At 60.0% G+C, this 25,150-nt stretch carries 23 protein-coding genes; 7 read left to right on the top strand and 16 right to left on the bottom strand.

Features of this window, described 5'->3' with window-relative positions; translation table 11 throughout:
* Nucleotides 1-177: 177 nt before the first annotated feature.
* From scpA to WGT02_RS28890, 3 genes are all read right to left on the bottom strand, one after another.
* Entirely contained in the window at nucleotides 178-2,316 is a 2,139-nt protein-coding gene (gene scpA / locus WGT02_RS28900; RefSeq protein ID WP_208246524.1) for a methylmalonyl-CoA mutase, read from the bottom strand.
* A 196-nt stretch (nucleotides 2,317-2,512) separates the two neighbouring features.
* The gene (locus tag WGT02_RS28895; RefSeq protein ID WP_208246522.1) at nucleotides 2,513-3,538 is read right to left on the bottom strand and encodes a hydroxyacid dehydrogenase; all 1,026 of its coding nucleotides are present in this window, start codon (nucleotides 3,536-3,538) and stop codon (nucleotides 2,513-2,515) included.
* Between the two features lie 62 nt (nucleotides 3,539-3,600).
* On the bottom strand, nucleotides 3,601-4,500 hold the full coding sequence (locus WGT02_RS28890) for a LysR family transcriptional regulator (RefSeq protein ID WP_208246520.1): 900 nt from the start codon (nucleotides 4,498-4,500) through the stop codon (nucleotides 3,601-3,603).
* Nucleotides 4,501-4,624: 124 nt separating this feature from the next.
* On the opposite strand from WGT02_RS28890, the gene WGT02_RS28885 reads away from it, so the two are divergent.
* From WGT02_RS28885 to WGT02_RS28870, 4 genes are all read left to right on the top strand, one after another.
* Nucleotides 4,625-5,104 carry a carboxymuconolactone decarboxylase family protein gene (locus WGT02_RS28885; RefSeq protein ID WP_208246518.1) on the top strand — a complete coding sequence of 160 codons (480 nt, stop codon included), beginning with the start codon at nucleotides 4,625-4,627 and terminating at the stop codon, nucleotides 5,102-5,104.
* Between the two features lie 58 nt (nucleotides 5,105-5,162).
* On the top strand, nucleotides 5,163-5,915 hold the full coding sequence (locus WGT02_RS28880; RefSeq protein WP_024314635.1) for an SDR family oxidoreductase: 753 nt from the start codon (nucleotides 5,163-5,165) through the stop codon (nucleotides 5,913-5,915).
* Between the two features lie 62 nt (nucleotides 5,916-5,977).
* Nucleotides 5,978-6,397 (top strand): cupin domain-containing protein, encoded by a 420-nt coding sequence (locus WGT02_RS28875; RefSeq protein WP_208246516.1) that lies wholly within the window; start codon nucleotides 5,978-5,980, stop codon nucleotides 6,395-6,397.
* 73 nt (nucleotides 6,398-6,470) lie between these two features.
* Nucleotides 6,471-7,481, top strand: coding sequence for a mechanosensitive ion channel family protein (locus WGT02_RS28870; RefSeq protein ID WP_024314637.1), 1,011 nt, complete (start codon nucleotides 6,471-6,473; stop codon nucleotides 7,479-7,481).
* On the opposite strand, the gene WGT02_RS28865 is transcribed toward WGT02_RS28870, so the two are convergent.
* The 10 genes from WGT02_RS28865 to istA form a co-directional block, all read right to left on the bottom strand.
* Nucleotides 7,464-7,952: an Rrf2 family transcriptional regulator gene (locus WGT02_RS28865; protein WP_024314638.1), complete on the bottom strand. Its 489-nt coding sequence runs from the start codon at nucleotides 7,950-7,952 to the stop codon at nucleotides 7,464-7,466. The genes WGT02_RS28870 and WGT02_RS28865 overlap by 18 nt on opposite strands.
* Before the next feature lie 131 nt (nucleotides 7,953-8,083).
* Nucleotides 8,084-8,218: a hypothetical protein gene (locus tag WGT02_RS28860; protein ID WP_339151223.1), complete on the bottom strand. Its 135-nt coding sequence runs from the start codon at nucleotides 8,216-8,218 to the stop codon at nucleotides 8,084-8,086.
* A gap of 222 nt (nucleotides 8,219-8,440) precedes the next feature.
* The gene (locus WGT02_RS28855; RefSeq protein WP_208246514.1) at nucleotides 8,441-10,060 is read right to left on the bottom strand and encodes an FGGY-family carbohydrate kinase; all 1,620 of its coding nucleotides are present in this window, start codon (nucleotides 10,058-10,060) and stop codon (nucleotides 8,441-8,443) included.
* Between the two features lie 2 nt (nucleotides 10,061-10,062).
* Nucleotides 10,063-10,791 carry an SDR family oxidoreductase gene (locus WGT02_RS28850; RefSeq protein ID WP_024314640.1) on the bottom strand — a complete coding sequence of 243 codons (729 nt, stop codon included), beginning with the start codon at nucleotides 10,789-10,791 and terminating at the stop codon, nucleotides 10,063-10,065.
* Between the two features lie 26 nt (nucleotides 10,792-10,817).
* A complete protein-coding gene (locus WGT02_RS28845; protein ID WP_208246512.1) occupies nucleotides 10,818-12,077 on the bottom strand; it encodes a sugar ABC transporter permease in 1,260 nt (419 codons plus the stop codon).
* Nucleotides 12,074-12,895 carry an ATP-binding cassette domain-containing protein gene (locus WGT02_RS28840; protein WP_208246510.1) on the bottom strand — a complete coding sequence of 274 codons (822 nt, stop codon included), beginning with the start codon at nucleotides 12,893-12,895 and terminating at the stop codon, nucleotides 12,074-12,076. The genes WGT02_RS28845 and WGT02_RS28840 overlap by 4 nt, the downstream gene beginning before the upstream one ends.
* Nucleotides 12,896-12,980: 85 nt before the next feature.
* On the bottom strand, nucleotides 12,981-14,066 hold the full coding sequence (locus WGT02_RS28835; protein ID WP_208246508.1) for a sugar ABC transporter substrate-binding protein: 1,086 nt from the start codon (nucleotides 14,064-14,066) through the stop codon (nucleotides 12,981-12,983).
* A 238-nt stretch (nucleotides 14,067-14,304) separates the two neighbouring features.
* Nucleotides 14,305-15,201: an AraC family transcriptional regulator gene (locus WGT02_RS28830; protein WP_208246506.1), complete on the bottom strand. Its 897-nt coding sequence runs from the start codon at nucleotides 15,199-15,201 to the stop codon at nucleotides 14,305-14,307.
* A 110-nt stretch (nucleotides 15,202-15,311) separates the two neighbouring features.
* Nucleotides 15,312-16,106: an IS21-like element helper ATPase IstB gene (gene istB, locus WGT02_RS28825; protein WP_208245060.1), complete on the bottom strand. Its 795-nt coding sequence runs from the start codon at nucleotides 16,104-16,106 to the stop codon at nucleotides 15,312-15,314.
* Nucleotides 16,096-17,616 (bottom strand): IS21 family transposase, encoded by a 1,521-nt coding sequence (gene istA / locus WGT02_RS28820; RefSeq protein ID WP_208180357.1) that lies wholly within the window; start codon nucleotides 17,614-17,616, stop codon nucleotides 16,096-16,098. The genes istB and istA overlap by 11 nt, the downstream gene beginning before the upstream one ends.
* A gap of 325 nt (nucleotides 17,617-17,941) precedes the next feature.
* On the opposite strand from istA, the gene WGT02_RS28815 reads away from it, so the two are divergent.
* Nucleotides 17,942-18,094, top strand: coding sequence for a hypothetical protein (locus tag WGT02_RS28815; RefSeq protein ID WP_225040057.1), 153 nt, complete (start codon nucleotides 17,942-17,944; stop codon nucleotides 18,092-18,094).
* Nucleotides 18,095-18,169: 75 nt separating this feature from the next.
* Here the strand turns inward: WGT02_RS28815 and lhgO are convergent, their stop codons facing one another.
* The 3 genes from lhgO to WGT02_RS28800 form a co-directional block, all read right to left on the bottom strand.
* Entirely contained in the window at nucleotides 18,170-19,402 is a 1,233-nt protein-coding gene (lhgO, locus tag WGT02_RS28810; protein ID WP_208246504.1) for an L-2-hydroxyglutarate oxidase, read from the bottom strand.
* Between the two features lie 130 nt (nucleotides 19,403-19,532).
* Nucleotides 19,533-19,985, bottom strand: coding sequence for an Lrp/AsnC family transcriptional regulator (locus WGT02_RS28805; protein ID WP_208246502.1), 453 nt, complete (start codon nucleotides 19,983-19,985; stop codon nucleotides 19,533-19,535).
* A 34-nt stretch (nucleotides 19,986-20,019) separates the two neighbouring features.
* The gene (locus WGT02_RS28800) at nucleotides 20,020-22,878 is read right to left on the bottom strand and encodes an FAD-binding and (Fe-S)-binding domain-containing protein (protein ID WP_208246500.1); all 2,859 of its coding nucleotides are present in this window, start codon (nucleotides 22,876-22,878) and stop codon (nucleotides 20,020-20,022) included.
* A 71-nt stretch (nucleotides 22,879-22,949) separates the two neighbouring features.
* Between WGT02_RS28800 and WGT02_RS28795 the strand changes: the two genes are divergently transcribed.
* Together WGT02_RS28795 and alr are read left to right on the top strand one after the other, a co-directional pair.
* Complete coding sequence (locus WGT02_RS28795; RefSeq protein WP_208246498.1) at nucleotides 22,950-23,849, top strand: LysR family transcriptional regulator; 900 nt, start codon at nucleotides 22,950-22,952, stop codon at nucleotides 23,847-23,849.
* Between the two features lie 153 nt (nucleotides 23,850-24,002).
* Entirely contained in the window at nucleotides 24,003-25,121 is a 1,119-nt protein-coding gene (gene alr, locus WGT02_RS28790) for an alanine racemase (protein ID WP_208246495.1), read from the top strand.
* The last annotated feature ends 29 nt before the right edge of the window (nucleotides 25,122-25,150 follow it).

Below are 25,150 nucleotides of genomic sequence, written 5' to 3'. Positions count from 1 at the left end.
TTGTAACTATGAAATTAATTTTCATAGCCGCTCGATTTCGAGGCTCCTGAGTTTTGAGCCGAGAATAGAGAATCGATTTCGCGGCACATGAGCAGCAGCCGCCGGTCTCCGTTCACGCAGAACGGAACAGCGACGGCGAACAGCTTGGCCGCGAACCGTTGTCACACCGCGCGAAATCTAGCGGTTTCGCCGCTTGCCCTCGAGCAGGTCGAGAACCGAATTTGCCGCATCCAGAACATTCGTGCCAGGCCCGAATACGGCGGCGATCCCGTGGTCCATCAGAAACTTGTAATCCTGCCGCGGAATGACGCCACCCACCACCACGATGACATCGCCAGCGCCTTGCGCCTTGAGCTCGTCGATCAGTTGCGGCGCCAGCGTCTTGTGGCCGGCAGCCAGCGACGACATGCCAACTACGTGTACCTTGTTTGCGACGGCGAGCTCGGCTGCTTCCTTCGGCGTCTGAAAGAGCGGCCCGGCCAACACGTCGAAGCCGATGTCACCAAACGCGGAGGCGATCACTTTCGCGCCGCGGTCGTGGCCGTCCTGACCCAGCTTGGCAACCATGATCTTCGGCCTATGACCGAGAATCTTGCCGATATCGCTCATGCGATCTTTCAGTACTGCCAGCTCGGGTTCGTCACGATAGGCTTGACCATAGACGTCCTTGATGACCTCGGGCTCGGCTGCGTGATCACCGAAGGCGCGACGCATGGCATCGGAAATTTCGCCAATGGTCGCACGCGCGCGCGCCGCTTCGATCGCCGCCGCAAGCAGGTTCCCCTTGCCGCTATCTGCAACCTCCGCAAGCAAGTCGAGGGCAGCTCGTACGGCGGTGCCGTCGCGCCGACGTTTCGTCTCTTCGATACGCTTGATCTGGGCAGTGCGCACGGCGGCATTGTCGATCGCCAAGGTCTCGATCTCTTCCTCTGTCTCGAGCCGGTACTTATTGACGCCGACAATGACCTCGTCACCCTTGTCGACCGCCGCCTGGCGGCGCGTCGCCGCCTCTTCGATGAGCCGCTTGGGCAAGCCCTCGTTGACGGCCTTCGTCATCCCGCCGAGCGCCTCGACCTCCTCGATCAAGGCCCAGGCCTTATCGGCGAGTTCCTTGGTCAGGGTCTCGACATAGTAGGAGCCGGCAAGTGGGTCGACGACCTTCGTCACGCCCGTCTCGTGCTGCAGGATCAGTTGCGTGTTGCGGGCGATGCGTGCCGAAAACTCCGTCGGCAGCGCGATCGCCTCGTCGAAGGAGTTGGTATGGAGCGACTGCGTGCCGCCCAGCACTGCCGACATCGCCTCGAAGGCAGTGCGTATGATATTATTGTAGGGATCTTGCTCCTGCAGCGACACGCCAGAGGTCTGACAATGGGTGCGCAGCATCAGCGACGAGGCCTTTGCCGGCTTGAACTCTTCCATGATCCGCGTCCAGAGGAGCCGCGCGGCGCGCAGTTTTGCTGCCTCCATGAAGAAGTTCATGCCGATGGCAAAGAAGAAGGAGAGGCGGCCGGCAAAATCGTCGACGTTCAACCCCTTGGCGAGCGCAGCACGAACATATTCGCGCCCGTCGGCGAGCGTGAAGGCCAGTTCCTGCACCAGTGTCGCGCCGGCTTCCTGCATGTGATAGCCGGAGATCGAGATCGAGTTGAACTTCGGCATCTCTCTTGCGGTATATTCGATGATATCGGCAACGATCCGCATCGACGGTTCGGGTGGATAGATATAGGTGTTGCGGACCATGAACTCCTTGAGGATGTCATTCTGGATGGTCCCGGAAAGCTCGGCGCGGGACACACCCTGTTCCTCGCCGGCGACGATGAAGCTCGCCAGGATCGGGATAACCGCACCGTTCATCGTCATGGAGACAGAGATCTTCTCCAACGGGATGCCATCGAAGAGGATCTTCATGTCTTCGACGCTGTCGATCGCAACTCCTGCCTTACCGACGTCGCCGACGACGCGCGGATGATCGCTGTCATAGCCGCGGTGGGTTGCAAGGTCGAAGGCAACCGAAATGCCCTGCTGCCCGGCGCCGAGCGCCTTGCGGTAGAAGGCATTGGAGGCCTCCGCAGTTGAGAAGCCGGCATATTGGCGTATTGTCCAAGGGCGGCCTGCATACATCGTCGCGCGCGGGCCGCGGGTAAAGGGTGCAAAGCCAGGAAGCGATCCGAGGTGTTGAGCACCCGCTATGTCTGCCTCGGTATAGAGCGGCTTGACGGCGATCCCTTCTGGCGTGGTCCAGACGAGCGTCTCCGGCGAGGCCTTCAGCTCTTTCTCGGCAAGAGCCTGCCAGTCGCCAAGCGTTTTCTTCGTCATTTTATCCTCCGGCATTCTTCTTTTGCCTCAGGCTAGCATTTTAACCGCCTGCGGCGCGATAGAGCGCCAAGATAATTCATTGATGAATTTCTGAGCGTCCGCGGCATCGACGGGACCCGCCACAAGAGGGCGGCCAGTTCACCGATCAACTGACCGATGCGGGCTTGCGCTGCCGCTGAGGCGCATCGCCGGCGGTTTAGGAAACACTGACCGGCTTGGAACGCAACCGGTTTGCCGTCGCCGGATCCGCCCTTCGGCAAAGCTGCGGCGGCAGGCCTTTCATGATGAGCTCCGCATCAGCGACAGCCATCGAGCCAAGCGCGTAGAAGGCATCTCGCGTACCGCCGGTGCGATGTGCAGATAGCAACAACCCCTCCACCTTGCGGACGGGATCGTCGGGAGCGACCGGCTCATCTGGAAAGACATCCGTCGCGGCGCGGATATGGCCAGATCTCACTGCGTCGAGCATGGCAGGAAAATCGACGACGGCCGCACGGCTCATCAGCAGGAAGGCGGAGCCCGGTTGCATCATTGCGAATTCACGCCGGCCGATGAACCCTTCGTTCTCGCTGGTTACACCGGCAAAGACGAAGACGACGCGGCTTTCGCAAAGTACTTCATCCAGTGATGCCGGCGTGCAGTCGAGCCGCTCGACGATCTCGGCCGGCAGCCAAGGATCAAAGACGCGCACGGTATTGCGAAACGGCCGGATAAGATCCCGCAACTGGCGCCCCAGATCTCCAAAACCGATCAGGCCGACCGGTGCGCCGGAAAAACGAAATGTCTCGTCGTTTCCGGCAAGGCCGTACTCTTCGACGCCCGCTCGCAACTGCCTATCGGCCTTGGTGATGCCACGGGCAAGATCAATTGCCATGCCAAGCGCGGCTTCGGCCACCGGCGACGCAAAGGCCGATGCCGGCGTGATCACCCAGATACCACGCTCGACACAGGCCTGGTAATCGATATTCGGCAGGAAGTTCGACTCGACATTGATGATGGCCTTTAGCCGAGGGGCGCGATCCAGGCGCTCCTTCGGCATGTCGGTCTGGCCGAAGATCAGCACCGTGTCCGGCAACAGGGCTTCGACCTGTTCTGCCGGCATCTGGCGATCTTCGCTGACGACGACCTCTCCCAGCTGTGCCAGACGGCGGCGAACATCCGGCGTCATGATGAGATCGAGCGTCCGCGGAAGCGGATCGACAAGGATAATGTTGCGGCTCATGGCTCCTCCCAAGTTGCCCGCAGGATGATAATGCGCGCAGATTTTAGCAAGTGCTTTGTGCTCTAGGATGCCATCAATGGGTCCTCCCTGACCACCTGTGCCAGGAAATCGAGGACTGTGCGGACCCGCAACGGCAGGCTCTTGCGCGACGGATAGACGACATTGATTGGCAGGCGCGCGGGCGGAAATTCTGGCATCACCTTCATGAGCCTGCCAGCCTCGATGTCTGGGCTGGCAAGGAGATGCGAAAGCACGGCAAGACCGCCCCCCGTCAACACTGCGCGATGTACCGCCACGGCATTGTTGGCCACCAGACGCGGTGCGATGCGCACGGAAATCTCGTCCGACCCATCGGAAAACGACCACGACCGTCCATCTCCGGCGCGGCTGTAGCAGATGCATTGATGGTCACCAATGTCATCCGGCGCTTTGGGCATACTGTGTCGTTCCAGGTAGCACGGCGCCGCGACGAGAAAGCCGGTCGTCCAGCCGATCCGCCGGCACATTAAGGTACTGTCCGAGACCGCGCCAAGCCGCACTTCGAGATCGATGCCATCGCCGATCAAATCGGACGGCTCCTCGCGAAAAATCAGTTCGACCGACAGTGCGGGATGGCGTTCGAGCAGTCCCGGGAGGCGGTCGCTGACATAAAGACCAAGGGGCGCGGGCAGGGTAAGCCGCACTCGGCCGGACGCCATGGCTGTCTCGACGCAGGAGGCTTCGTTGAGAGCGTCCACTGCCTCGACCACCCGTAGCGCCATCGCGATCATTTGTTCACCTTCGACGGTCAGGGCAAGCGCACTTGTCGTACGATGCAGCAGGCGCGTGTTGAGATGTCCTTCCAGTGCGGAAACCTGCCGGGAGACTGCTGGCTGTGTGAGATCGAGATCGATTGCCGCTGCAGAAAACGAGCCTGTCTCTGCAACGCGCAGAAAGGCTCTCAGCGCAGATACGATGTCCATCTGTCCCCCATACGTTTTGACATAAGCCTTATGTCGCAGTTTAGGTCGGAAGAGCTTTACTGTCCAGACATTACGGATATCATATGTCCATAAGGAGATATGATATCCTTAATAGGAGAAAGACATGACACAGCGCCTCAATTACGCACAGCAATCACCCGAGTTCTTCAAGAAGCTCTCAGACCTCAGCATGGGCCTGAAGGACAGCGTCATCGAACAGAAAATTCGTGACCTCGTGAACATCCGCGCTTCACAGATTAACGGTTGCGGCTTCTGCCTCGACATGCATGTCAAGGAAGCCAAGATCCATGGCGAGAGCGAACTGCGCCTCTATCACGTGGCGATCTGGCGTGAATCCAACCTCTTTGTCCCGCGCGAGCGGGCTGCACTTGCCTGGACCGAAGCAGTCACGAACCTTCCTGAAGGCGGCATCCCCGACGAACTCTACGAGCGGGTCCGCAGCCAGCTCTCGGAGAAGGACATTTCCGACCTGACATTCTCGATCATGGTGATCAATGCCTGGAACCGCGCCAGCATCGCGTTCAAGGCAGTCCCCGGTTCTGCAGACAAGGCCTACGGCCTCGACCCGGCCGGCCTCAACTGAGCTTGCGACCTCAAAGCCATCAATAGCGGCCGATGGCCGCCCTGAAGGGAGAAGTCCGATGAAAATCGTCATCATTGGCGGGACCGGCCTTATTGGGTCCAAGACGGTCGAGCGCCTGCGCAAGCAAGGTCATGAGGTGATTGCCGCCTCTCCGAATACCGGCGTCAACACGATCACCGGTGAAGGGCTGGCCGAGGCGCTCGCCGGCGCCGAGGTCGTTGTCGACCTCGCCAACTCGCCCTCTTTCGAGGACAAGGCGGTGCTGGAATTCTTCGAAACCTCGGGCCGCAATCTGTTCGCGGCAGAGAGGTCTGCCGGCGTCAAACACCATATCGCGCTTTCGGTGGTCGGGACCGAACGGCTGCAGGAGAGCGGCTACTTCCGCGGCAAGCTAGCCCAGGAAAAGCTGATCAAGGCCTCGGGCGTTCCTTACACGATCGTTCATTCGACGCAGTTCATGGAGTTCTTGAGCGGCATCGCGCAATCCGGCACGGTCGGCGATACGGTTCACCTGTCACCGGCCCATGTGCAGCCGATCGCTTCCGATGACGTCGCCGATGCCATGGCCGACGTTGCGCTCGCTCCACCGGTCAATGGCACGATCGAGATCGCCGGCCCGGAGCGCTTCCGGCTCAACGAACTCGTTGCTCGCTACCTCAAGGCCACGGGTGATGCCCGCAAGGTCGAGCCGGATCCCGAGGCGCGTTACTTTGGCGCCCGGCTGGCGGATGGTTCGCTGGTCTCGGACAACAATCCACGCCTGGGACGGATCACCTTCGAGCAATGGTTCCCAACCTCCGCGCGGAAATAACGGAACGCCGCTGCGCCATAATTCTTAAGGCGCAGCGGCCAACTATGAAAGGAACCTCGATTATGATGAAGTCGATCTTCGTCGCAGCTGCCCTCGCAGCGCTATCATTCAACGCAGCTTTTGCCGATGACGCCGGCGGCAAGGTTTCCAAGGTCACGCTCGTCTATGAGCACGAACTGCCGAACGTTCCGGGCAAGAGCATCAAGGGTGTCCTGGTCGAATATGGTCCAGGTGGCTTTTCCGAGGGCCACACCCATCCGAATTCCGCCTTCATCTATGCAATGGTGCTGGAAGGCTCCATCCGTAGCCAGGTCAATGATGGGCCGGTGAAAACCTATCGTGCGGGAGAGAGCTTTTCGGAGATGCCCGGCGACCGTCATGGCGTCAGCGCAAACGGCAGCAAGACAAAGCCTGCAAAGCTGCTTGCGGTCTTCGTGGTTGACACCGGCGAGAAGGAACTGACCTATCCCTTAAAGAAGTAAGTCAGGGCAGGCCGGGTGTTGATCGCACACACGGCCCCGCCGCACAGGGCCAACCTCGCGATCGGAGCCTGCCATGTTCAACGAACAACTCTCGTTGCCGCTTGTTCTGATCAATCTTCTGGGCGTTGCCGGCATTATCGTATGGCATCTCCAGGGTCGTGGCCGCCCGACCGCCAGGCTGGTCGTTCAGATCCTGTTTTTCGCATGCATGACCGCTGTCCTCGCCCTTGCAGGCATCCTGCCGCATCGCGTCGAGGAGACACATCTGACAGGCACGACGGCATTTCTGTCCATCAGCGCCCGGGTCTTATGGTGGACACACCTTGCATGGACCCTGATCGGCTTCGTGCGCATCTATATCGTTCTGGAGCGACGGCCGCGAGAAGCCCGGCTGCTGCAGGATCTGATCGTTGCCGTTGTCTATCTCGCAGTCGCCCTGTCCATCCTCGGCTTCGTCTTCAAAGCGCCCATCGGCACCCTGGTCGCGACCTCCGGCGTGGTCGCCATCATCTTCGGCCTTGCGCTGCAGAATACGCTCGGCGACGTCTTCTCAGGCATCGCCCTGACATTGGGGCGGCCCTTTGTCATTGGCGACTGGATCGTGCTTAGCGATGGGACCGAGGGACGTGTCATCGAGAACAACTGGCGCTCCACATTTCTGCTCACCGGCGCTCATAACGTTGTTGTTCTGCCCAATAGCGCCCTGGCGAAAGTGGGGCTGACGAATCTCAGCCGTCCCGACGAGACGCATCAGATCACGCTGCTCGTCCGCATCGCCGCAACCCACAGGCCGCAACTCGTCGAGGAGGCGATGCGAACCGCCCTGCAAGACTGCACGCGGATCGTGCAGGACCCACCGCCGATCGTCGCCCTCAAGGGCATCGACGCTGTCGCAGTAGAGACCGAACTTCAGTTTCGCGTGACCAGTCCGGCAGATAGAACGCCGGCGAGGAACGAAGTGATCGATCTTGTCCATCGTCACTGCCGGGAAAGCGGCCTATCCCTTGCAATGCCGCCGCAGAGCTACCTCTACGCAATGCCCGGCGTGGGCGAGGTCAAGCTACGCTCATCCGGCTCTCTCTAGGACCCACTCGAAGCTGCTCTTCCAAAGATCGGCGGGAATATCCTTGGACAAGGTCTCTATCAGATCGGATAATCTGACGCTGCGCAGCTTCTGCCGCCACGCTTCGTCGGCTTCCCACATGATGCCTGCTACGGCGCAAGGACCGCTTTCGCAATAGCCAAGCGGCCGACAAGGATTGTTGGCTCTGATATTGTTGCAGATAAAGGTTCGCGCCTTACCCTCCACGGCCTCGACGATGTCAAGAAAGGTCAGCTCGGCCGGTGCTTTCGCCAATCGGTAGCCGCCCGATGGACCGAGCGTCGTATGGACGAGACCTGCTTGGGAAAGGCTCTGCAGCGCCTTCGAAAGATATTCCTTCGGAAGCCCGTGGAACTCCGCCAATGCCTTGGTTGACAGGTAACGGCCTTCAGGCAGACCGGCTAGTATGGCACAACAATGCAGCGCCCATTCGACTTGGCTTTTCAGGATCATCAATTCAGTCCGGGTTCGACGCCTGATAGCATCAATTAAGGATATAAAGTATCCCTATTTGGCGACGATGTAAACAGACCGACCATTGCCCAGTCAAGCGCCGCCCGATCGCTTGCAGTCACGAACGGGAGCTAAAGCGCGGGATAGACTGGACCCGACCGTGTCCTCACGCCGAGGGCAATCAGCACCCGGCGAATGGCGCCTTCGTGCTGCGTCCAGTCGATCTTGCCTGCAGCCCTTGGCCACGGCTGGATCGGCTTTGTCAATGGCGATCTTGGATGGATGCGGCGATCGATTGCCTCCAGGGCTGCAAGCAGGCACTCGCCACCGTCGACGTCCGTAACGAGGGTCAGGCAACCGGCCGAGGCGGCCCCGCCCCAGGCGCATCGCCCTCAAAGGATGTCAGCCAAGCTCTCACATCGCAACCGCGCACGGGTCGAGACCCTTCTATGCCGCAACTCGGACCGGAAGGTAGAGCAGAGCCCTTGTCAGATCATGTCGCGAAGATTTCGACCGGTCTCCTGAAGCAGCTTGAAGGCCGCATATCGTCGATCATGTCTTTCGCGCATCGCACCTGAGGCTGGGCGATAGACCCTGGCGATGCGCGACATGACACCCATTGCGCTGGAAATGTCGGCGTGACAGCCACCGGCAACGGCCCCTAGCATCGCAGCACCAAGCAGCACTGGCTCCGGGCTGGTTACGCTGGCGACCTGCCTCGCCGTGGTATCGGCGATCATCTGCAGCACGAGGGAGCTGTTTGCCGCGCCGCCGCTGGCCACGATCAGGTCGATGTCGATCGCTTTACCAGCCAACGTGTCGAGCAACTGCCGCAGACCGTAGCCGAGACCGGCAAGCCCTGCCACATAAAGCGAAACAAGCGAACCCTCGTTTTCATCAAGCGTCAGTCCGGCGATCAGTGCGCGTGCATCCGGATCGGCAAAGGGCGCGCGATTGCCGAGGAACTCTGGCACCACGACGATACCGTCGGCGAGATCGGCGGCGGTGTCGCCGGCGCAAGCAGCTGCCCGCTCCAGATAGCCGACGAGTGACAGACCCACTGCCTTTGCACGGACCTCGATGTCGCCGGAGGCCGGATGCATACGCACCAGATGGTCGATTGCGGCACCTGCCGCCGACTGCCCACCTTCGTTCAACCACAGACCCGGGACCATCGCTGAGAAATAGGGACCCCAGACGCCGTCAACAAAAGTTGGTTGCTGTGTCGTTGCCATCGAGCAGGCCGAGGTTCCGAAAATATAGGCCAGGCGGCGGGCGATGTCGGCGCCACCTGACGTTCCAGCCTCAACTGCGCCAAGTGTCCCGATGCCGCCCGCGTGCGCATCGATGAGGGCCGCACCAACAGGCGTGCCGACCAGAAGGCCGAGATCGGCGGCCGCTTGAGCGGAAAGCCCGGTGCCAAGTGCCGTTCCCGGAGCGACAATCTCGTTACCAATCCGCGCGAAACCATCAACAGTGAGGTCTTCAAGTCCGATGGCCCGAAAATAGTCGGCGTCCCAGCGCCCCTCATGGGCGAGATAGGTCCACTTGCACGTCACCGTGCAGACTGATCGCGCCTGACTTCCCGTGGCGCGCCATGTCAAATAGTCGGAGAGGTCGAAGAAGTGGGTCGCTGCCCGGTATCGCTGGGGCAGGTGCCTCTTCAGCCAAAGGAGCTTCGGCGTTTCCATCTCGGGCGAGATGCGGCCACCGACATAACGCAGGACGGCGTGCCCGCCGCCGTTGATCTCGTCGGCTTCGGCGGCGGCCCGGTGATCCATCCAGACGATGATGTTCCTGTTGGCATCGCCTGAACCGCTGACGCTGGTCGGGCGCCAATCCGCGCCGAGAGCAACCAGCGAACAGGTGGCGTCGAAGCCGATGCCGGCGATGGAGGCCGGATCGATTGCCGCATCCTCGACCGCCTTGCGAACAGTGCTGGAAACCGCCAGCCAGATATCCTCGCTCGACTGCTCGACAACGCCGCCAGCCTCGTGCCAGATGGCAATGGGTTGTTTTGCCGATGCCAGCAGATCACCGCTCTGGTTAAAACCCCCCGTGCGGGCGCTGCCGGTGCCGACATCGATTCCGAGAAAGTGACGTGCCATGTCTAAAGATCCGTACTATGCGGCAAAATGACGAGGTCGCGGATTGTCACATTGCGCGGCCGCGAGAGCATGAACATGACGGCATCGGCCACTTCGCTTGCCTCCATCAACCCGCCTGCTGCGATGGTTTCTTCGAGCTTCGCCTTCGGCCAATCGCTGATCAGGGCAGTGACGACGGGTCCCGGCGCGACGGCACCGACGCGAATACCATGCTTCATCACCTGTCGCCGAACCGTGTGAACGAAAGCCTGCACCGCAAATTTGGAGGCAGTGTATATCGGCTCCCAAACGACGGGAACCAGACCTGCAATGGAACTGGTCATGATGATGTCGCCGGTCTGCCGTTCAACCATGTGCGGCAACACGGCCTGAACAGAGCGGAAGGCAGCATTGACGTTGAGGTTCAGCATGCGGTCCCAGGCATCGGGATCTCCCTCCACGACGTCTCCGCCGATATAGGCACCGGCATTGGCGTGGAAGATGTCGAGCTTGCCGAACTTTTGCAGAATCTGCGGCATCATCGTCGCAACGCTTTCCGGGCTGGTCAGATCGACAACCAGAGGAAATGCCTGCGGTCCGAGTTCGGAGCAAATTCGTTTCAATGACGCCTCTGCCCGATCGATGAGGGCGACGCTGACGCCCTCACGGAGCAGCGCCCTTGCGCATTCAAGGCCGATCCCCGAGGCCGCGCCGGTGATTGCAGCGACCTTTCCAGAAAGTTCCTGTCTCATAGCATTCCTTACCTTTTGTCTGGGTTTTACGCGCGTCCGTGGGACACTCTCGAACGGCGTGCGAGCGAGTCGACAATGACGGCAATGGCAAGAACGGCGCCGGTTATCATGTAGCGAAGCGACGATGACAGATCGAGCAAGGTCAGGCCGTTGGCAATTGACTGGATGACAATGATGCCGAGCAAGGCCGAATAGGCGCTGCCGCGTCCGCCAAACAGGCTCGTACCGCCGATGACGGCAGCCGCGATGGCATTGAGGTTGACATCTCCGGTGCCGGCCTGCTGGCTTGCCGACGCAAGACGCGCCGCCGACAGAACGCCACCAAGTGCAGCCAGCATCGAGCAAAGCATGAAGGCGGACGCATAAATCATGCGAACATTGATGCCGGCGCGGCGTGCGGCCTCGCGATTGCCGCCAACCGCCGTCATCGAGCGGCCCCACTTGGTGCGGGTCAGCGCGTAGCTCATGGCCACGGCCAGGCCGACAAACAGACCGAACATCCACGGAACGCCGCGGTCCTGGTTGAGATAAAACACGCTCAGCTCTAGCACCAAGGTGATTACAACAGCACGGAAAATCAGGCTGCCAAGCGACTGCGAGGACACGCTTGCCGCGCGGCGGCGAACGACGGCGCGATAACCGCTCACCAACAGCACGAACCCTGGAATGGCAGCGAGGACATAGGAAACGGGATCGGGCATGACCAGCAGCTGTCCGAAGTTCACGACCGCAGAGCCGTAGGGCAGGTTGATCGACCCGGTCGCGCCAAGCAGGTAGAGTTGCATGCCGAGAACGGCGAGTAGGCCGGCCAGCGTCGAAACGAAGCTCGGCATTCCCAGTCGATTGAACAGCAATGCATAGAGCGCACCGATGATACCACCCGCTGCAAGGGCGGCGGCGATCGCCAGGGCGACCGGCCAGCCTTCGTTAACCCACAGCATTCCGACGAGCGCCGAGGCGAAGCCACTGATCGAGCCAACAGACAGGTCGATCTCGCCGACCATCAGGATACAGACGATACCAAGCGAGATAACACCGACCGTTGACGCATCGAAGAGCAGGTTGACGAGGTTGTTGGCCGAAAGGAAGACCGGATTGAGCGACGCAAACACCGTCCAGATGAGAACGAGGCCGACGACGACCGGCAACGAACCGAGATCGCCCGATCGCACGCGATCGGCAAAGGCCCGGATGGCGCCGCTGACGCCGGTTTCATGCTTGACGCGAACGTCGCTTCGATCGAGCAGGGGTGCGGATGGGGCGTTCTGATTGGCGTTGGTGCTCATAGGTTTCCGCCCTCTGTGATATCGTGCAACGCTTGGCGTCGGCTTGCCCTGCGGGATACGGAATTGTCCGCGGCTCCGGTGATGGCGCTGACGAGTTCCTGGTTGGTTGCGTCGGGATAGAATATCCCGTTGTTGCGGCCGAGCCGCAGGACCACGATGCGGTCTGCCACGGCCCGCACATCCTCCATATTGTGGCTGATCATGATGACGGCGAGGCCGCGATCGCGGACCCGTTCGATGAGGTTCAAGACCTCCGCCGTCTGGGCCACGCCGAGTGCGGCCGTCGGCTCGTCGAGCATGATGAGCTTCGGCTCCAGCAGCAGCGATCTGGCGATCGCCACCGTTTGACGCTGCCCACCGGAAAGCGACGCGATCGGAATGCGAACGCTGGGAATGCGCGCTGAGAGCTCATTCAGGAGCTTCCATGAGCGCACCTCCATCGACACTTCGTCGAGCTTCAGAGGACTGGTCTCCCGGCCAAGGAAGATATTGGCCACCACATCAAGATTTTCGCAAAGCGCGAGATCCTGGAAAACCGTTGCAATGCCGAGATTAAGTGCCGTGCTTGGGTCAGCGAGCGTCACTGGTTTGCCCGCGAAGGTGATCGTGCCCGATGTCGGCTGGTGCACGCCGGCAAGAATTTTGACGAGTGTCGACTTTCCCGCGCCATTGTCACCGACCAGCGCCACGACTTCACCCGCATGCACATCGAGATCGATATCCGTCAGGGCCGATACGGCGCCGAAATTCTTGGAAACGCCACGCAGGCTGAGAACGAGCTCGCCGATCGGGGGCGTATCGTGTTGAGTGTCCATCATCGAGGCAAGCCTTTCCGTGTGACCTCATGCGATCTGCAATGAGCCCCCCGACGACACGCGCCGGAGGGCCCCCGGGGAGGAGCGCTTAGCTGCCGATACCAAGCTTCTTGCAACCGTCCGCGTAGCGGTCGCCGCAAAGTTGCTGAGGCGTCTGGATCGGCTTGCCGTTGACCGTCTTGTCGATGATTTCGGCCTTCAGGTTCTCCGCAGTCACGAGCGCCGGCGTGAAGAGCTGCGTCGGCGTGTCGAACAGCTTCGTATCCGCCTTCGGCGTTTCACCGGAAAGCAGCTGCAGTGCGACGTTGGCGGCGGCGGCAGCCACGATCTCGCTCGGCTTGGAGATCGTGTTGTACTGATCGCCGGCGATAATCAGCTGCAGGCCGGCTATCGTTGCGTCATTGCCTGTCACCGGCGGGACGGGATCGATGCCGGCAGCCTTGAAGGCGGCGACGGCTGCACCGCCGGTACCGTCATTGGCGGCCACGACGCCAATGATCTTCTTGCCGAAGCGGGTGATCTGCCCACTTGCCCATTGCTGTGCCTTCGGCGGCGCCCATTCCGGCGTGTCGTATTCGGCCAGCACCTGATATCCGCCTTCAGCGATGCCGGCATGGATGCCCTTTTTGATCAAGCCGGCAGCCGCATCGGTCGGCGAGCCGTTGATCTCCAGCAGACCGCCGTCTTCTGGCTTGACATTGTTCTTCTTCAAATGTTCGACGAGCGATACGGCAATCATCTTGCCGATCTCTTCATTGTTGAAAGAGACGTAGTAGTCAGCGGCGGCAGACGGGATCGGGCGGTCATAGGCGATGACCTTGACGCCCTGGCTCTGGGCCATCTTCACCAGTGAGGCAGCGGCGGTGGAATCGACCGGGTCGAGGACGATCGCCTTGGCACCCTGCGAGATCGCCGAGTTGAATTGCTGTTGCTGGCGGGATGCGTCGCCATTGGCATTCTGGTATATCACCTTGCAGCCGGCGCAGAGTTTTGCCATTTCAGCCTGGAAGCCTGGGTAATCATGCTCTTCATAACGCGTCGAACTCTGGTCGGGCATCAGGAAGGCGACCGTTGCGTCGGTGACCTTGGCCGATTGTGCAAAAACGGACGTTCCGTTAAGAAGGCCGACAGCCAGTACGGCAGCGCCTGCGAGTTTCATTGAGAATTGCGTCATTTCGGTTTCTCCATTGAAGAGATCGATTGTTGCGGTTACCGTCTCAGGCGTGTGGCTGGCCTGAGTTAATGTGCACGAAAGCGCGCGCCGAAACTCACGGTCAAAGACCACCGTCGGCCGCACCGCTAAGGCGCATCTGTTCCAAGTTTGACGACACGCGATCCCACACGGAGACCCGCCACGGTCTCCGGTTCGCACTTGCCACCAATGTTTCCTGTCTCCTCCCTGTCCTCCCTGGTTAGGCGGCCTCCACCGCTTTTTCATTTTGTGCCCTCAAGGCTCGGAACCTGGAGGGCGGCATGCCTTTTTGCGCGAGAAAGTGTCTGTTGAAATTCGAAAGGTTGTTAAACCCGGATGCGTAGCAGATATCGATCACAGGCGTGTCCTCGCTGCTCATCAGCAACTGGCAGGCAAGATTGATGCGTAAGCGGTTGACATACTGAATCACCGAGAAGCCGGTATGTTTGCGAAACGACCGGGAAAACGCACTTGGCGTTTGGCCGGCAATCGCCGAAAGATCGGTCTCCGAAAACGGCTCCGTCAGTCGCTCGCGGATAAATGCCAACGCCTTGTTGGTGCCGATCGACATATAACCGGAGGGATCGGGCTGATAATCGGATGTGGTCAGAGCCACGTGATCGTTTGCACCGGTCAAAAGTTCGACGAGCTGCATGAAAAGCGCGATGCGACGCGCACCCGTGGCGTCCAGCATCTCCTGCATGATCGGCTTTGCGAGCGCCGCTGCCTCGAGCGAAAAGAGGACGCCTCTACGACTATCGGCCAGCACCGAGCGGAAACCCTTGAGCTCCGGAAGGATGGCAAGCAGGCCATCGATAAACGCCTCGGAGAATTGCAAAACGAGGCAGCGTTGCTCGATGCGCCTGTTGTCGACGACCTCGCTCACCCAGTTGTGCGGCAGGTTCGGGCCGGTCATGACAAAATTGCCCGGCTGAAAATCGCCGATGAAGTCGCCGACAAAATAGCAGCCGGAGGTTTCGGTGATGAGGTGGATCTCGTACTCGGGATGAAAGTGCCAACGCACCGTATGATAGGGATATCCGTGCGACCACATCTTGAAGGACTCGCCGGATCGTATCTGGACGACTTCCAGATCGGGCTCTGATACATCCCGCATAGGACTACCCCTCCCAGGGATACACTCTGCTCCTCGGCTGTTGGTTTCCACGCGGAACTGAGCCGGTTTTTCCACCAAGAAGTGAGCCACCTCTAAGTATGGTTTTCTGATCAGGATTTGGTCAAGGGATTGGCTTTTTCTCCTTTCTTCTGTGCTGCGGCAGCCGAGCTGGCTTTGAAGCGGAAGCTGTCGTTACCGGTTTCCAGGATATGGCAACGGTGGGTCAAACGATCGAGCAGAGCGGTCGTCATCTTGGCGTCGCCGAAGACGGTTGCCCACTCGCTGAAGCTGAGGTTGGTGGTAATCACGACGCTGGTCCGCTCGTAGAGCTTGCTTAACAGGTGGAAGAGTAGTGCTCCGCCTGAGGCGCTGAACGGCAGGTATCCCAACTCGTCCAGGATGAGCAGATCGAGGCGGACCAAGGTCTCCGCGATCTGGCCCGCCTTGCCTTTAGCCTTCTCCTGCTCGAGAGCATTGACCAGTTCGATGGTCGAGAAGAAGCGGACCTTTCGGCGATGATGCTCGATGGCTTGGATTCCAAGAGCGGTCGCGACATGCGTTTTTCCAGTGCCAGGGCCACCGATAAGGACAACGTTCTGCGCCCCATCCATGAACTCGCATCGGTGCAGTTGGCGCACGGTGGCCTCGTTGATCTCGCTGGCGGCGAAGTCGTATCCGGAGATGTCTTTGTAGGCTGGGAAGCGAGCAGCCTTCATGTGATAGGCAATCGAGCGGACCTCACGCTCGGCCATCTCGGCTTTCAGCAACTGGGACAAGATTGGCACGGCCGCATCGAAGGCGGGAGCACCTTGCTCGATCAGGTCCGTGACGGCCTGGGCCATGCCATACATCTTCAGGCTACGCAGCATGATGACGACGGCAGCACTTGCGGGGTCATGACGCATGACGACCTCCTACGATCCGGACCCGCAAGCCATCGTAGCGTTCTACATTGGCCTTGGGTTCGCGCAGCAGGGTCAGTGCCTGTGGCGTATCGATGTCGGGACCGTCGGTCGTCTTGCCATCAATCAGCCGATGCAGCAGGTTCAACACATGCGTTTTGGTCGCCACGCCTTGATCCAGAGCCAGTTCCACGGCCCTGACGACGACCTGTTCGTCGTGATGAAGCACCAGAGCGAGGATGTCGGCCATCTCACGATCACCGCCGGGGCGGCGAAGCATCTGATCTTGCAACTGTCTGAAGGCCAGCGGCAATTCCAGGAAGGGCGCACCATTGCGCAAGGCACCGGGTTTGCGCTGGATGACGGCAAGGTAATGTCGCCAGTCGTAAATCGTTCGTGGCGGCTTATCGTGGCTCCGCTCAATGACCCGCTCATGCTCGCATAGGATATTGCCCTCGGCCGCAACGACCAGTCTCTCGGGATAAATGCGCAGGCTGACAGGCCGGTTCGCAAACGATGCTGGCACACTGTAACGATTGCGCTCGAAGGTGATCAGGCATGTCGGTGAGACGCGCTTGCTCTGCTCAACGAAGCCGTCAAATGCGGGTGGCAGTGCCATTAATGCTGCCCGCTCATCAGCCCAAACATCTGCGATTGTGCCGGGCAAGGTGCCATGCGCCGTCTCCCGCCACAGGTCCTGGCAATGCTGTTCCAGCCAAGCATTCAATACCGCCAAATCCGGGAAGTCAGGCATCTGTTGCCACAGTCGTGGGCGAGCATCCTGGACGTTCTTCTCGACCTGCCCCTTCTCCCAGCCGGCAGAGGGATTGCAGAACTCTGGCGCAAAGACGTAGTGGTTCGTCATCGCGAGGAAACGGATGTTGACCTGCCGCTCTTTGCCGCGACCGACACGATCGACCGCCGTCTTCATGTTATCGTAGATGCCGCGACCAGGTACGCCGCCGAACACACGGAAGCCGTGCCAGTGGGCGTCGAAGAGCATCTCGTGCGTTTGCAGCAGGTAGGCCCTGACCAGAAAGGCCCGACTGTGCGACAACTTGATATGTGCGACCTGAAGCTTCGTGCGCTCGCCGCCGATCACGGCATAGTCCTCACTCCAATCGAACTGGAATGCCTCGCCTGGGCGGAAAGACAGCGGAACGAATATGCCGCGGCCCGCTGTCAGCTGCTCAGCCCGCCAGTCGCGGGCGAACGCGGCGACCCGACCATAGGAGCCGGTAAAGCCGAGAACCACCAGATCCGCATGAAGCTGCTTCAGCGTTCGGCGCTGCTTGCGCGACCTCCCGGCCTCGGTCTTCAGCCAGCCAGCAAGTTTGTCGGCAAAAGGATCGAGCTTGCTCGGACGTTCCGGTACCGTGAACGTCGGCTCGATCGTACCAGCGCTCAAATACTTCGCGATCGTGTTGCGTGACAGCCCAGTGCGCCGGCTGATCTCGCGGATCGACTGCTTCTCGCGCAGCGCCATCCGACGGATGATGTTTAAAAGTCCCATGTGGATCACTCCGTGGCCCCCGTCGCTCACCGCGTTGGGGGGAAGGTTCACATGGCTCAATTCTCAATGGAAATTATGCGCCTAACCGGCTCAGTTCTGCGTGGAAACCAACACCTCGGCCATCCGCGGAGGAGCTCTCCCGGTTCCATCGCGCGACCATGAAAGAAGTTTAGCCGGATCTGACACGCCGCTCCACCACATTTGCCCCCGCAGACCGATACTTTTTTGTCATCCGATTGATGATTGCCTAGATGCCCAGCAGCGCATTTGCGGGTAGGTCCATGGTCAGCGGCACAGTTCGCCGAGCGAATGAAAATGGACTGGAATGGGGAAACGCGTTCTTATCACCGGAGCAGGCAAGGGGATCGGGCGGGAAACGGCAGTCATGCTGGCGAGCCGAGGCGCTAGGTTGAGCGATGAAGCCTTCCTGATCAACGGCATATCGCTTCCCGTGGACGGCGGTCTTGCCAGCTCCTGATCGGCACGCCCATTTTCGCAGGCGGATCGAGATGATCCACGCACATTTCTCCTGGGCGACAAGCAAGCCGAAGACCTAAGCCTCGGCCCCCTGCAGGGCGGGGGAAACATTTGTCGCGCTGGTGCCGGCAAGCAGTCGGTCGACGATCATGCGTCCGATCGGGATGGCGGAGGTTGCCGCCGGTGAGGGGGCATTGCAGACATGCAGCATTCGTTCGGTCTGCTTGAACAGGAAGTCATGAACCAGGCTTCCGTCGGCCATCACCGCCTGCGCCCGAATGCCGGCTTGCGGGCGCTGCAGATCATCGATCGTCAGCGCAGGGCAATATTTCCGGCACTCCTTGAGATAGCGTGCGCGCGACGCGGAATTGGCAAACTCTGAAATTGCCGAACGCCAGTTCCTCCGAGCCATTTTCCAAAAGCCAGGAAACGTCGCCATGCTGGCGACGTCCGCGATCGCAAAACTGCCCTTGGCATAGCCTTCGCGCGCGAAACCAAGCACCGCATTGGGACCCACAGTCATGCCGCCATCAATCGTTCGCGTCAGGTGAATTCCGAGAAACGGCAAGTCGGGATCGGGGATCGGATAGATGAGGCGCTGCGTGACCTTCGCCTTAGATGCCGGCAATGCGTAGTATTCGCCACGGAACGGAACGATCCGATGATTGATCTTCAAGCCGGCCATCAATGCGATTCGGTCCGACTGGAGACCGGCGCAGGCAACCAATTTGCCGGCGTCGACGCAACCGGACGGACTTTCGATGCGCACGCTCTTTTCCTGTTCGTGAATGGCTGTGACCGCAACTCCGCGCCTGATCTCGCCGCCCCGCGCTTCGATCTTTTGTGCCATGGCGCGGCATACCACCGCGTAGTCGACAATTCCGGTGGAGTGGACCAGAAGAGCGCCGAGACCGGCGATACCAGGCTCGGCGGTTCTCAATCGCGCGCTCGTCAGTCGCGTATAGTCGATGCCGTTCTGCCGGGCCCTTCCCTCGAGCGCATCCATGCGCTCAGTCTCCGCATCGTTGGTGGCGACCAATAACTTTCCGCAGGTTTCGAATGGGATGCGATTGTCAGTACAGAAGCGCTTTGTCGCCGCCGCACCCTCGCGGCAGAGCTTTGCCTTCAGGGAGTCGGGAGCATAATAGATTCCGGCGTGGATGACGCCGCTATTGCGACCCGTCTGGTGTCTGGCAAGCTCTGGCTCTTTCTCCAAGACAACGATTCTGGCGCCAGGTGTCCTTTCCTGCAACGCCATGGCGACCGCCAAGCCGACGATACCCCCTCCAATGATGCAATGGTCATACATGTCGCTATCCGGTCGTGAGTGATCCCCACTGTCAAGGTTAGCATTGGCCCGGCTCGCCGTCTTGCGATCCTTATGGCGTAATTCGCTCCAAGTGCCGTCTTCAAACGCCGTCGCTGAGTACTCCGCGCATCTATTTCTGGCGCACTGACAAAACGTTGCGGATGGAAAAGCTGGAATTGATCCGCAGCACACCCGGCAGGACAGAAAGTATCTCCTTGTGGATTCGTTCGAAAGCACTGGCGCTTTCGACGTCAACGCGAAGCAGATAATCCGATCCACCCGTCATCAGAAAGCACTCGCGAATCTCCGGATATTTGCGAACGGCGGTTTCAAAGCGGTTCAGGTATTCCTCCGTCTGGCGTTCGAGAGTGATCTGGATGATGACGGCAATTGCGTCCTCGCCGAGCATGTCAACGAGTGCGGTGTAACCCCTGATGATGCCTGCCCGTTCCATGAGTGCGATGCGGCGCAGACAGGCGGAGGCGGACAGACCAACTACCTTGCCGAGGTCGACATTGGAGATCCGGGAGTTCAGGCGCAATTGCCGGATGATTTTCCTGTCGATCGCATCGATCTCATACATTATCGCCTCATCTATTCGCGCTTCGGCTGCCATGTCATCCGGCATCGATTGCGTCGGCCACCCATCGCATAGGATGCTCACCTCGAATAGAAGAGAATCGCTTCGTCTGGCAACGGCAAGAAAAACCTGAGACCATAGCCTGCTTCTCACCCCGCAGCTGCCCGGTCCAGGAAAGATCAAAAATGTGCTTGCTGAGATCCTGGTGACGCTGCTGATGGCCGAACAAGCCAGCCATGCCGCAGCAGCCGGTTGCGGCAATTTCAACCGACGCGCCGAGAGCAGCAAACACCTTTTTCCATGCCGTTGCTCCGGCGCCGGCGCCTTCACTGCAATGAAGGAACAGTTTGCGCGGCAATCGCTCCCTGTTCAATCTTGGCAAACCGCGTCCGCAGGCGATTTCCTCGCTCAGAAATTCCTGGACGAGGAGGATATTCTGGCCCGCCAGGCCGGCGTTCGCATAGTCCTGGCGGATCATCATGACGAAGGCAGGATCGACCCCCACCATCGGTCTTCCGGATGCCGCGACTTTGTCGACCGCCGATCGAAGCTTCCGGGCCTGCCTGATAAAACGAGGTCGGTCGCCGAGCACGTGGGCCGCTTTTCCGCCCGGACGCATGGCGACGAAAACAGGGCGATAGCCAAAGCCACGAAGGCCGTCGGCGAGCGCCAACGCGGCCTGCGTATCGAAAAGGGCTGTAAACGGATCCCGCCAGACGAAGACCGTAGCCTCATGCCATTGCCGCTGCGCGATCACCTTGACGGAAAACGTCTTGTAGCCACCTTTGCCCACATCGTGAAAGGCGATGAACGGAAGGTCATGCAGACCCGAGGCTTTCTCCATCAACGGGTTGAATACCCTCGCAAAGACAGCCATCAGTTTTCTATACCGGATCAAAAACGGGGAATATTCCTCCAGCAGAAGTGCCGCCTTGCCTGCCAGTGAGCGCCGGCGCGTCCGGTGGAGCTGGTCGAGGAAATGCGATTTCATCTCCGGTATGTCGACCTGCACGGGACAACTCGTGGCGCAGGCCTTGCAGCCAAGGCATCCGTCGAGCGCGGCCAGAACATCGCTCACCAACTCTTCGGTTGCATCACCTCTGTGTTTTGCCTGGTGCCAATGCCTCAACGCGTCGGCGCGGCCCTTCGGTGAATGGCGAAGGTCGCGGGTGGCCTTGAATGACGGACACATGACATCGCTGCGTTGATAACTCAGACACTGAGCATTGCCGTTACACCTGAAGGCAAGGCCGAGAGGGTCATTTTCATCGGTGTTGACGCTACGAAACGGGGTTGTCGCAATGCCCATGAGAGATCGCGGATCACCGACGAGCTTTCCCGGATTGAAACGATGCGCTGGATCGAATGCCCGCTTGACGCGACGAAACGCGTCATAGGCGGTCTCGCCGACGAACTCCGCAAGGTAAGCGCCGCGCACGCCCTTGCCGTGCTCCCCCCAGAAGATACCGCCGTGCCGGCGGGTCAAGTCGAAGACGCGGTCCGAAATCGCTTTCATGATGGTCCGGTCCTCGTCGGAATCGATATCGAGGGCAGGGCGGATGTGAAGACAGCCGACATCGACATGCCCATACATGCCGTAGCTCAAGCCGTTGCTGCTCAACAGTCCCGTGAATTCCTTTACAAAGGCGGCAAGGTTTTCGACAGGCACCACGCAGTCCTCGACAAAGGCAATCGGCCGGCGAGTGCCACTGACCTTGCCGAGCAAGCCAACGCTTGCCGCTCGAACCTGCCAGAGCGCTGCCATTTCGATGTCGTCGACGGCCACGTGGCTTGCGATTGCGCCGGCAAGCCTCAGCGCGCTCTCGCGCAAAGCTTCAACGTGGCGTGCGAGATCTGCCTCGTCGTCCCCAACGAACTCGACGAAATTGTAGGCGATCGGCTGGCCGTCACGAGCGCGTAGCCCGACGGGCAGCGCTTGCAGAATTCCGGCCCTTTCGGCCAGGCCCTGCACCCATTCGTCCATCACTTCGATTGCTAGCGGATCATGCGCAAGCAGCGCACTGCCGGCATCGAGTGCCGCGGCGAACGTCTCGAAGCCGATGACAACCAATCGCTTGAATTTCGGTTTGCGCATGAGATGCAGTCGTATGCGCGTAACGAGGCCCAGCGTCCCCTCCGCGCCGATCGGCAAGCGCCACCATTCGAGATCGCCTCCAGGCGGCCTCGCCCGTTCGAGATCATAGCCTGTAAACCGCCGCGAAAGCGCCGGCACCTGGCCGAGCAGCGCATCGCGACCCGACGCACAAGCCGCTTCGATCTCTAAGAGCATTGCGTTGGCCCAGTCGGGCGTCGGCGCATCGCTATCCAGTGTCCGGCCGCCATCGACAACGATTTCCATCCCAAGGACGTTGTCGCTGGTCTTGCCGTAGCGCCTCGATCCCTTGCCGGATGCATCGGTACTTACCATGCCGCCGATCGTGCAGCGGCTCGCCGTCGAGGTGGTCGGCGCGAAGAACAGGCCAGTCGCGGCCAGTTGCGCGTTCAACTCGTCGAGCACGATGCCAGGCTCTACCTCCGCCCACTGCTCCTTTACGTTCACCTGCAGGAGGCGGTTCATGTATTTCTGAAAATCGACGATGATGCCGGCGTTCAGGCTCTGACCGTTGGTGCCGGTGCCGCCACCGCGTGCGGTGACGGGAACGCCACGCAGATCCTCGGCCTCGAGGACGCGCATCAAGCGCCGAACATCCTCAGCATCGCGCGGCGCAACGACGATATCCGGGGTCACCGTGTAAATACTGTTGTCCGTCGACATCGCCGCCAGGAGTGCGGCGTCGTTTGCGATGGCGCCACGAAATCCTGCGTCAGCGAGCAAGGAAGGGAGCCTTTGCAACACAACATGATAGGACATTTTCTTTACGCTCTGGTGCAGCATCACCGTCCATCCGGAGAAATCGAGGAACCGACATTGAACCACAAACGCACCTTTCGTATAATTAGAAAGATATGAAGGTTTTTTCGGAAAATACGAACATAGGTCTACGCCATCTTCGCGCCGCACTGACGGTCATGGAGGAGGGATCCTTCAGCAGGGCAGCGCAGCGGCTTGGCGTTGTGCCTTCCGCCCTGACCGAAACGATCCGCACGCTCGAACTGGAATGTGGAACGGCGATCTTCGACCGGAAGACGCGTCCAGTAAGGGCGACAGAAGCGGGCGAGGCGTTCCTCGAGGGCGCGCGCGATCTTCTCGATCGTTTCGAGCTTTCGCTGACGAACCTGCGACAGGTCGGCGGCCTCAAACGTGGCCGGGTAGCGATTGGCGCAGCGCCATCGGCAGTCCTGAGCCCGCTATCGGACGCTATCATGACGTTTCGTGCAGACCATCCGGGAATTGATATCATCGTCCATGATGACGTGGCCGAGCGGTTGGCCGGCATGGTGGTGAACAGAACGCTTGATTTCGCGCTGGCTGGGCCGGGCTTTGAATCGGCGGAATTGGACGGAAGGAAAATCAGCGAAGACCCGTTTGGTCTCGTCTGCCATAGAGATCATCACCTTGCACGGTCGAAGCATCCGATTGTCTTGGCCGATATCAATCCGGAGGATGTGATCGCGCTCGACGGACAGGCCGGCATTGCAAGAATGCTTGCCGATTGCCCCGAGTTGCCGCCGAGGCTGACAATGGGCTGTATCCAAACTTTCAGCACCATTGCGCAGTTGACCTTGATCAGTCGCAACGCCGGCGTGGCACTGCTGCCGCAGCAGGCTGCGAAGGTCATCCAAAGTGACGACATTGTCTTTCGCGCGATCGCCGATTTTCGGCTCATCCGCTCGCTCTTTTTGCTGACACGCAACCGCTCGAGTCTGCCCCCAGCGGCGGAGCGCTTTGTCAGCTACCTCTTCTAGTCGAATGTGCACGAAACATTGAATGAGTTGACGAAAGCTGCGGAAACCTGATCTCAATTGCTCGTATTGGCGAAGGATTGAGCGAAAAAGTCGTTCAACCGACGATATCCTTACAGCAGGTAAATCGGGACAGCAGGTAAATCGGGGCCAATTATGAACAGCAGCACCGACAACGTTATGCTCGCAGCCGACCGATGCGGCGTGCTCGCAATCGACCTTGGCGCCCTTGGCGAGAACTACCGCCGATTGGCCAAGAATGTTGCTCCCGCAGCGCTTGCCGCGGTTGTGAAGGCCGACGCTTATGGCCTTGGCGCCGTTCAGGTCAGCCAGAGACTGTACCAGGTGGGATGCCGGACATTCTTTGTCGCGCATTTCATCGAGGCCGTGCAGCTGCGTCCGTCGCTCCCGCAAGACGCTGCCATCTATGTGCTGAACGGCCTTCAGCCTGGCAACGAGGAACGTGCGGCCGCCATCGGTGTTGTACCCCTGTTGAACTCCATCGGTCAGATCAAGGCATGGTCGCAGACAGCCGGCAGGGCGGGCCGGACGCTTGAGGCTGCGCTCCAGGTCGATAGCGGGATGTCAAGGCTTGGCCTTTCACCGGATGAAGTGTGTGAGCTGCTGGTCAACCCAGGCCTGATTTCGAACGTCGAGGTCACGACGCTCGTCAGCCATCTCGCCTGCGCCGACGAACCGGCAAACCCGGCAAGTGCAAGGCAGTTGGCGGCCTTCCGGGCGATATCGACCGCCTTTCCGACCCTGCCCGTCTCATTGGCGAATTCCGGCGGCATCTTTCTAGGGGGCGAGTTCCATGGCTCGCTGGCACGACCGGGCATTGCCCTTTATGGTGGCGCGCCGGTCTCAGACCGCGACAACCCCATGCTGCCGGTTGTCCGGCTTGAGGTCCCCGTCATTCAGACGCGCACCGTGCCTCCGGGCACCCAGATCGGTTATGGCGGAACGTTCACAGCGAAAACATCCATACGCCTCGCAACAATTGCAGCGGGTTATGCCGACGGATTGCCACGCAGCTTGAGCGGGCGAGGCGCCGTCTACTTCGAGGGGCAGCGCCTGCCGATCGCCGGGCGCGTGTCGATGGACAGCATAACGGTCGATATCAGCGCTTTGGCGGAAGGCGCACTCGATCTCGGCACGCCGGTGGAGGTCGTTGGCAAACACCAAACCTTGGAGATGATGGCTGCAGACGCCGATACTATCTCCTACGAAATTCTCACCCGATTGGGCCACCGATACCAACGCCGCTACATCTGATCTGATGTCGTTCTTTTCTGGAGTTCATA

The organism is Rhizobium sp. T1470 (assembly GCF_042140505.1).
Taxonomy (GTDB): domain Bacteria; phylum Pseudomonadota; class Alphaproteobacteria; order Rhizobiales; family Rhizobiaceae; genus Rhizobium; species Rhizobium favelukesii.
Note: the sequence above shows the minus strand (reverse complement) of the source record. Positions and strands in the feature narration are given on the sequence as shown.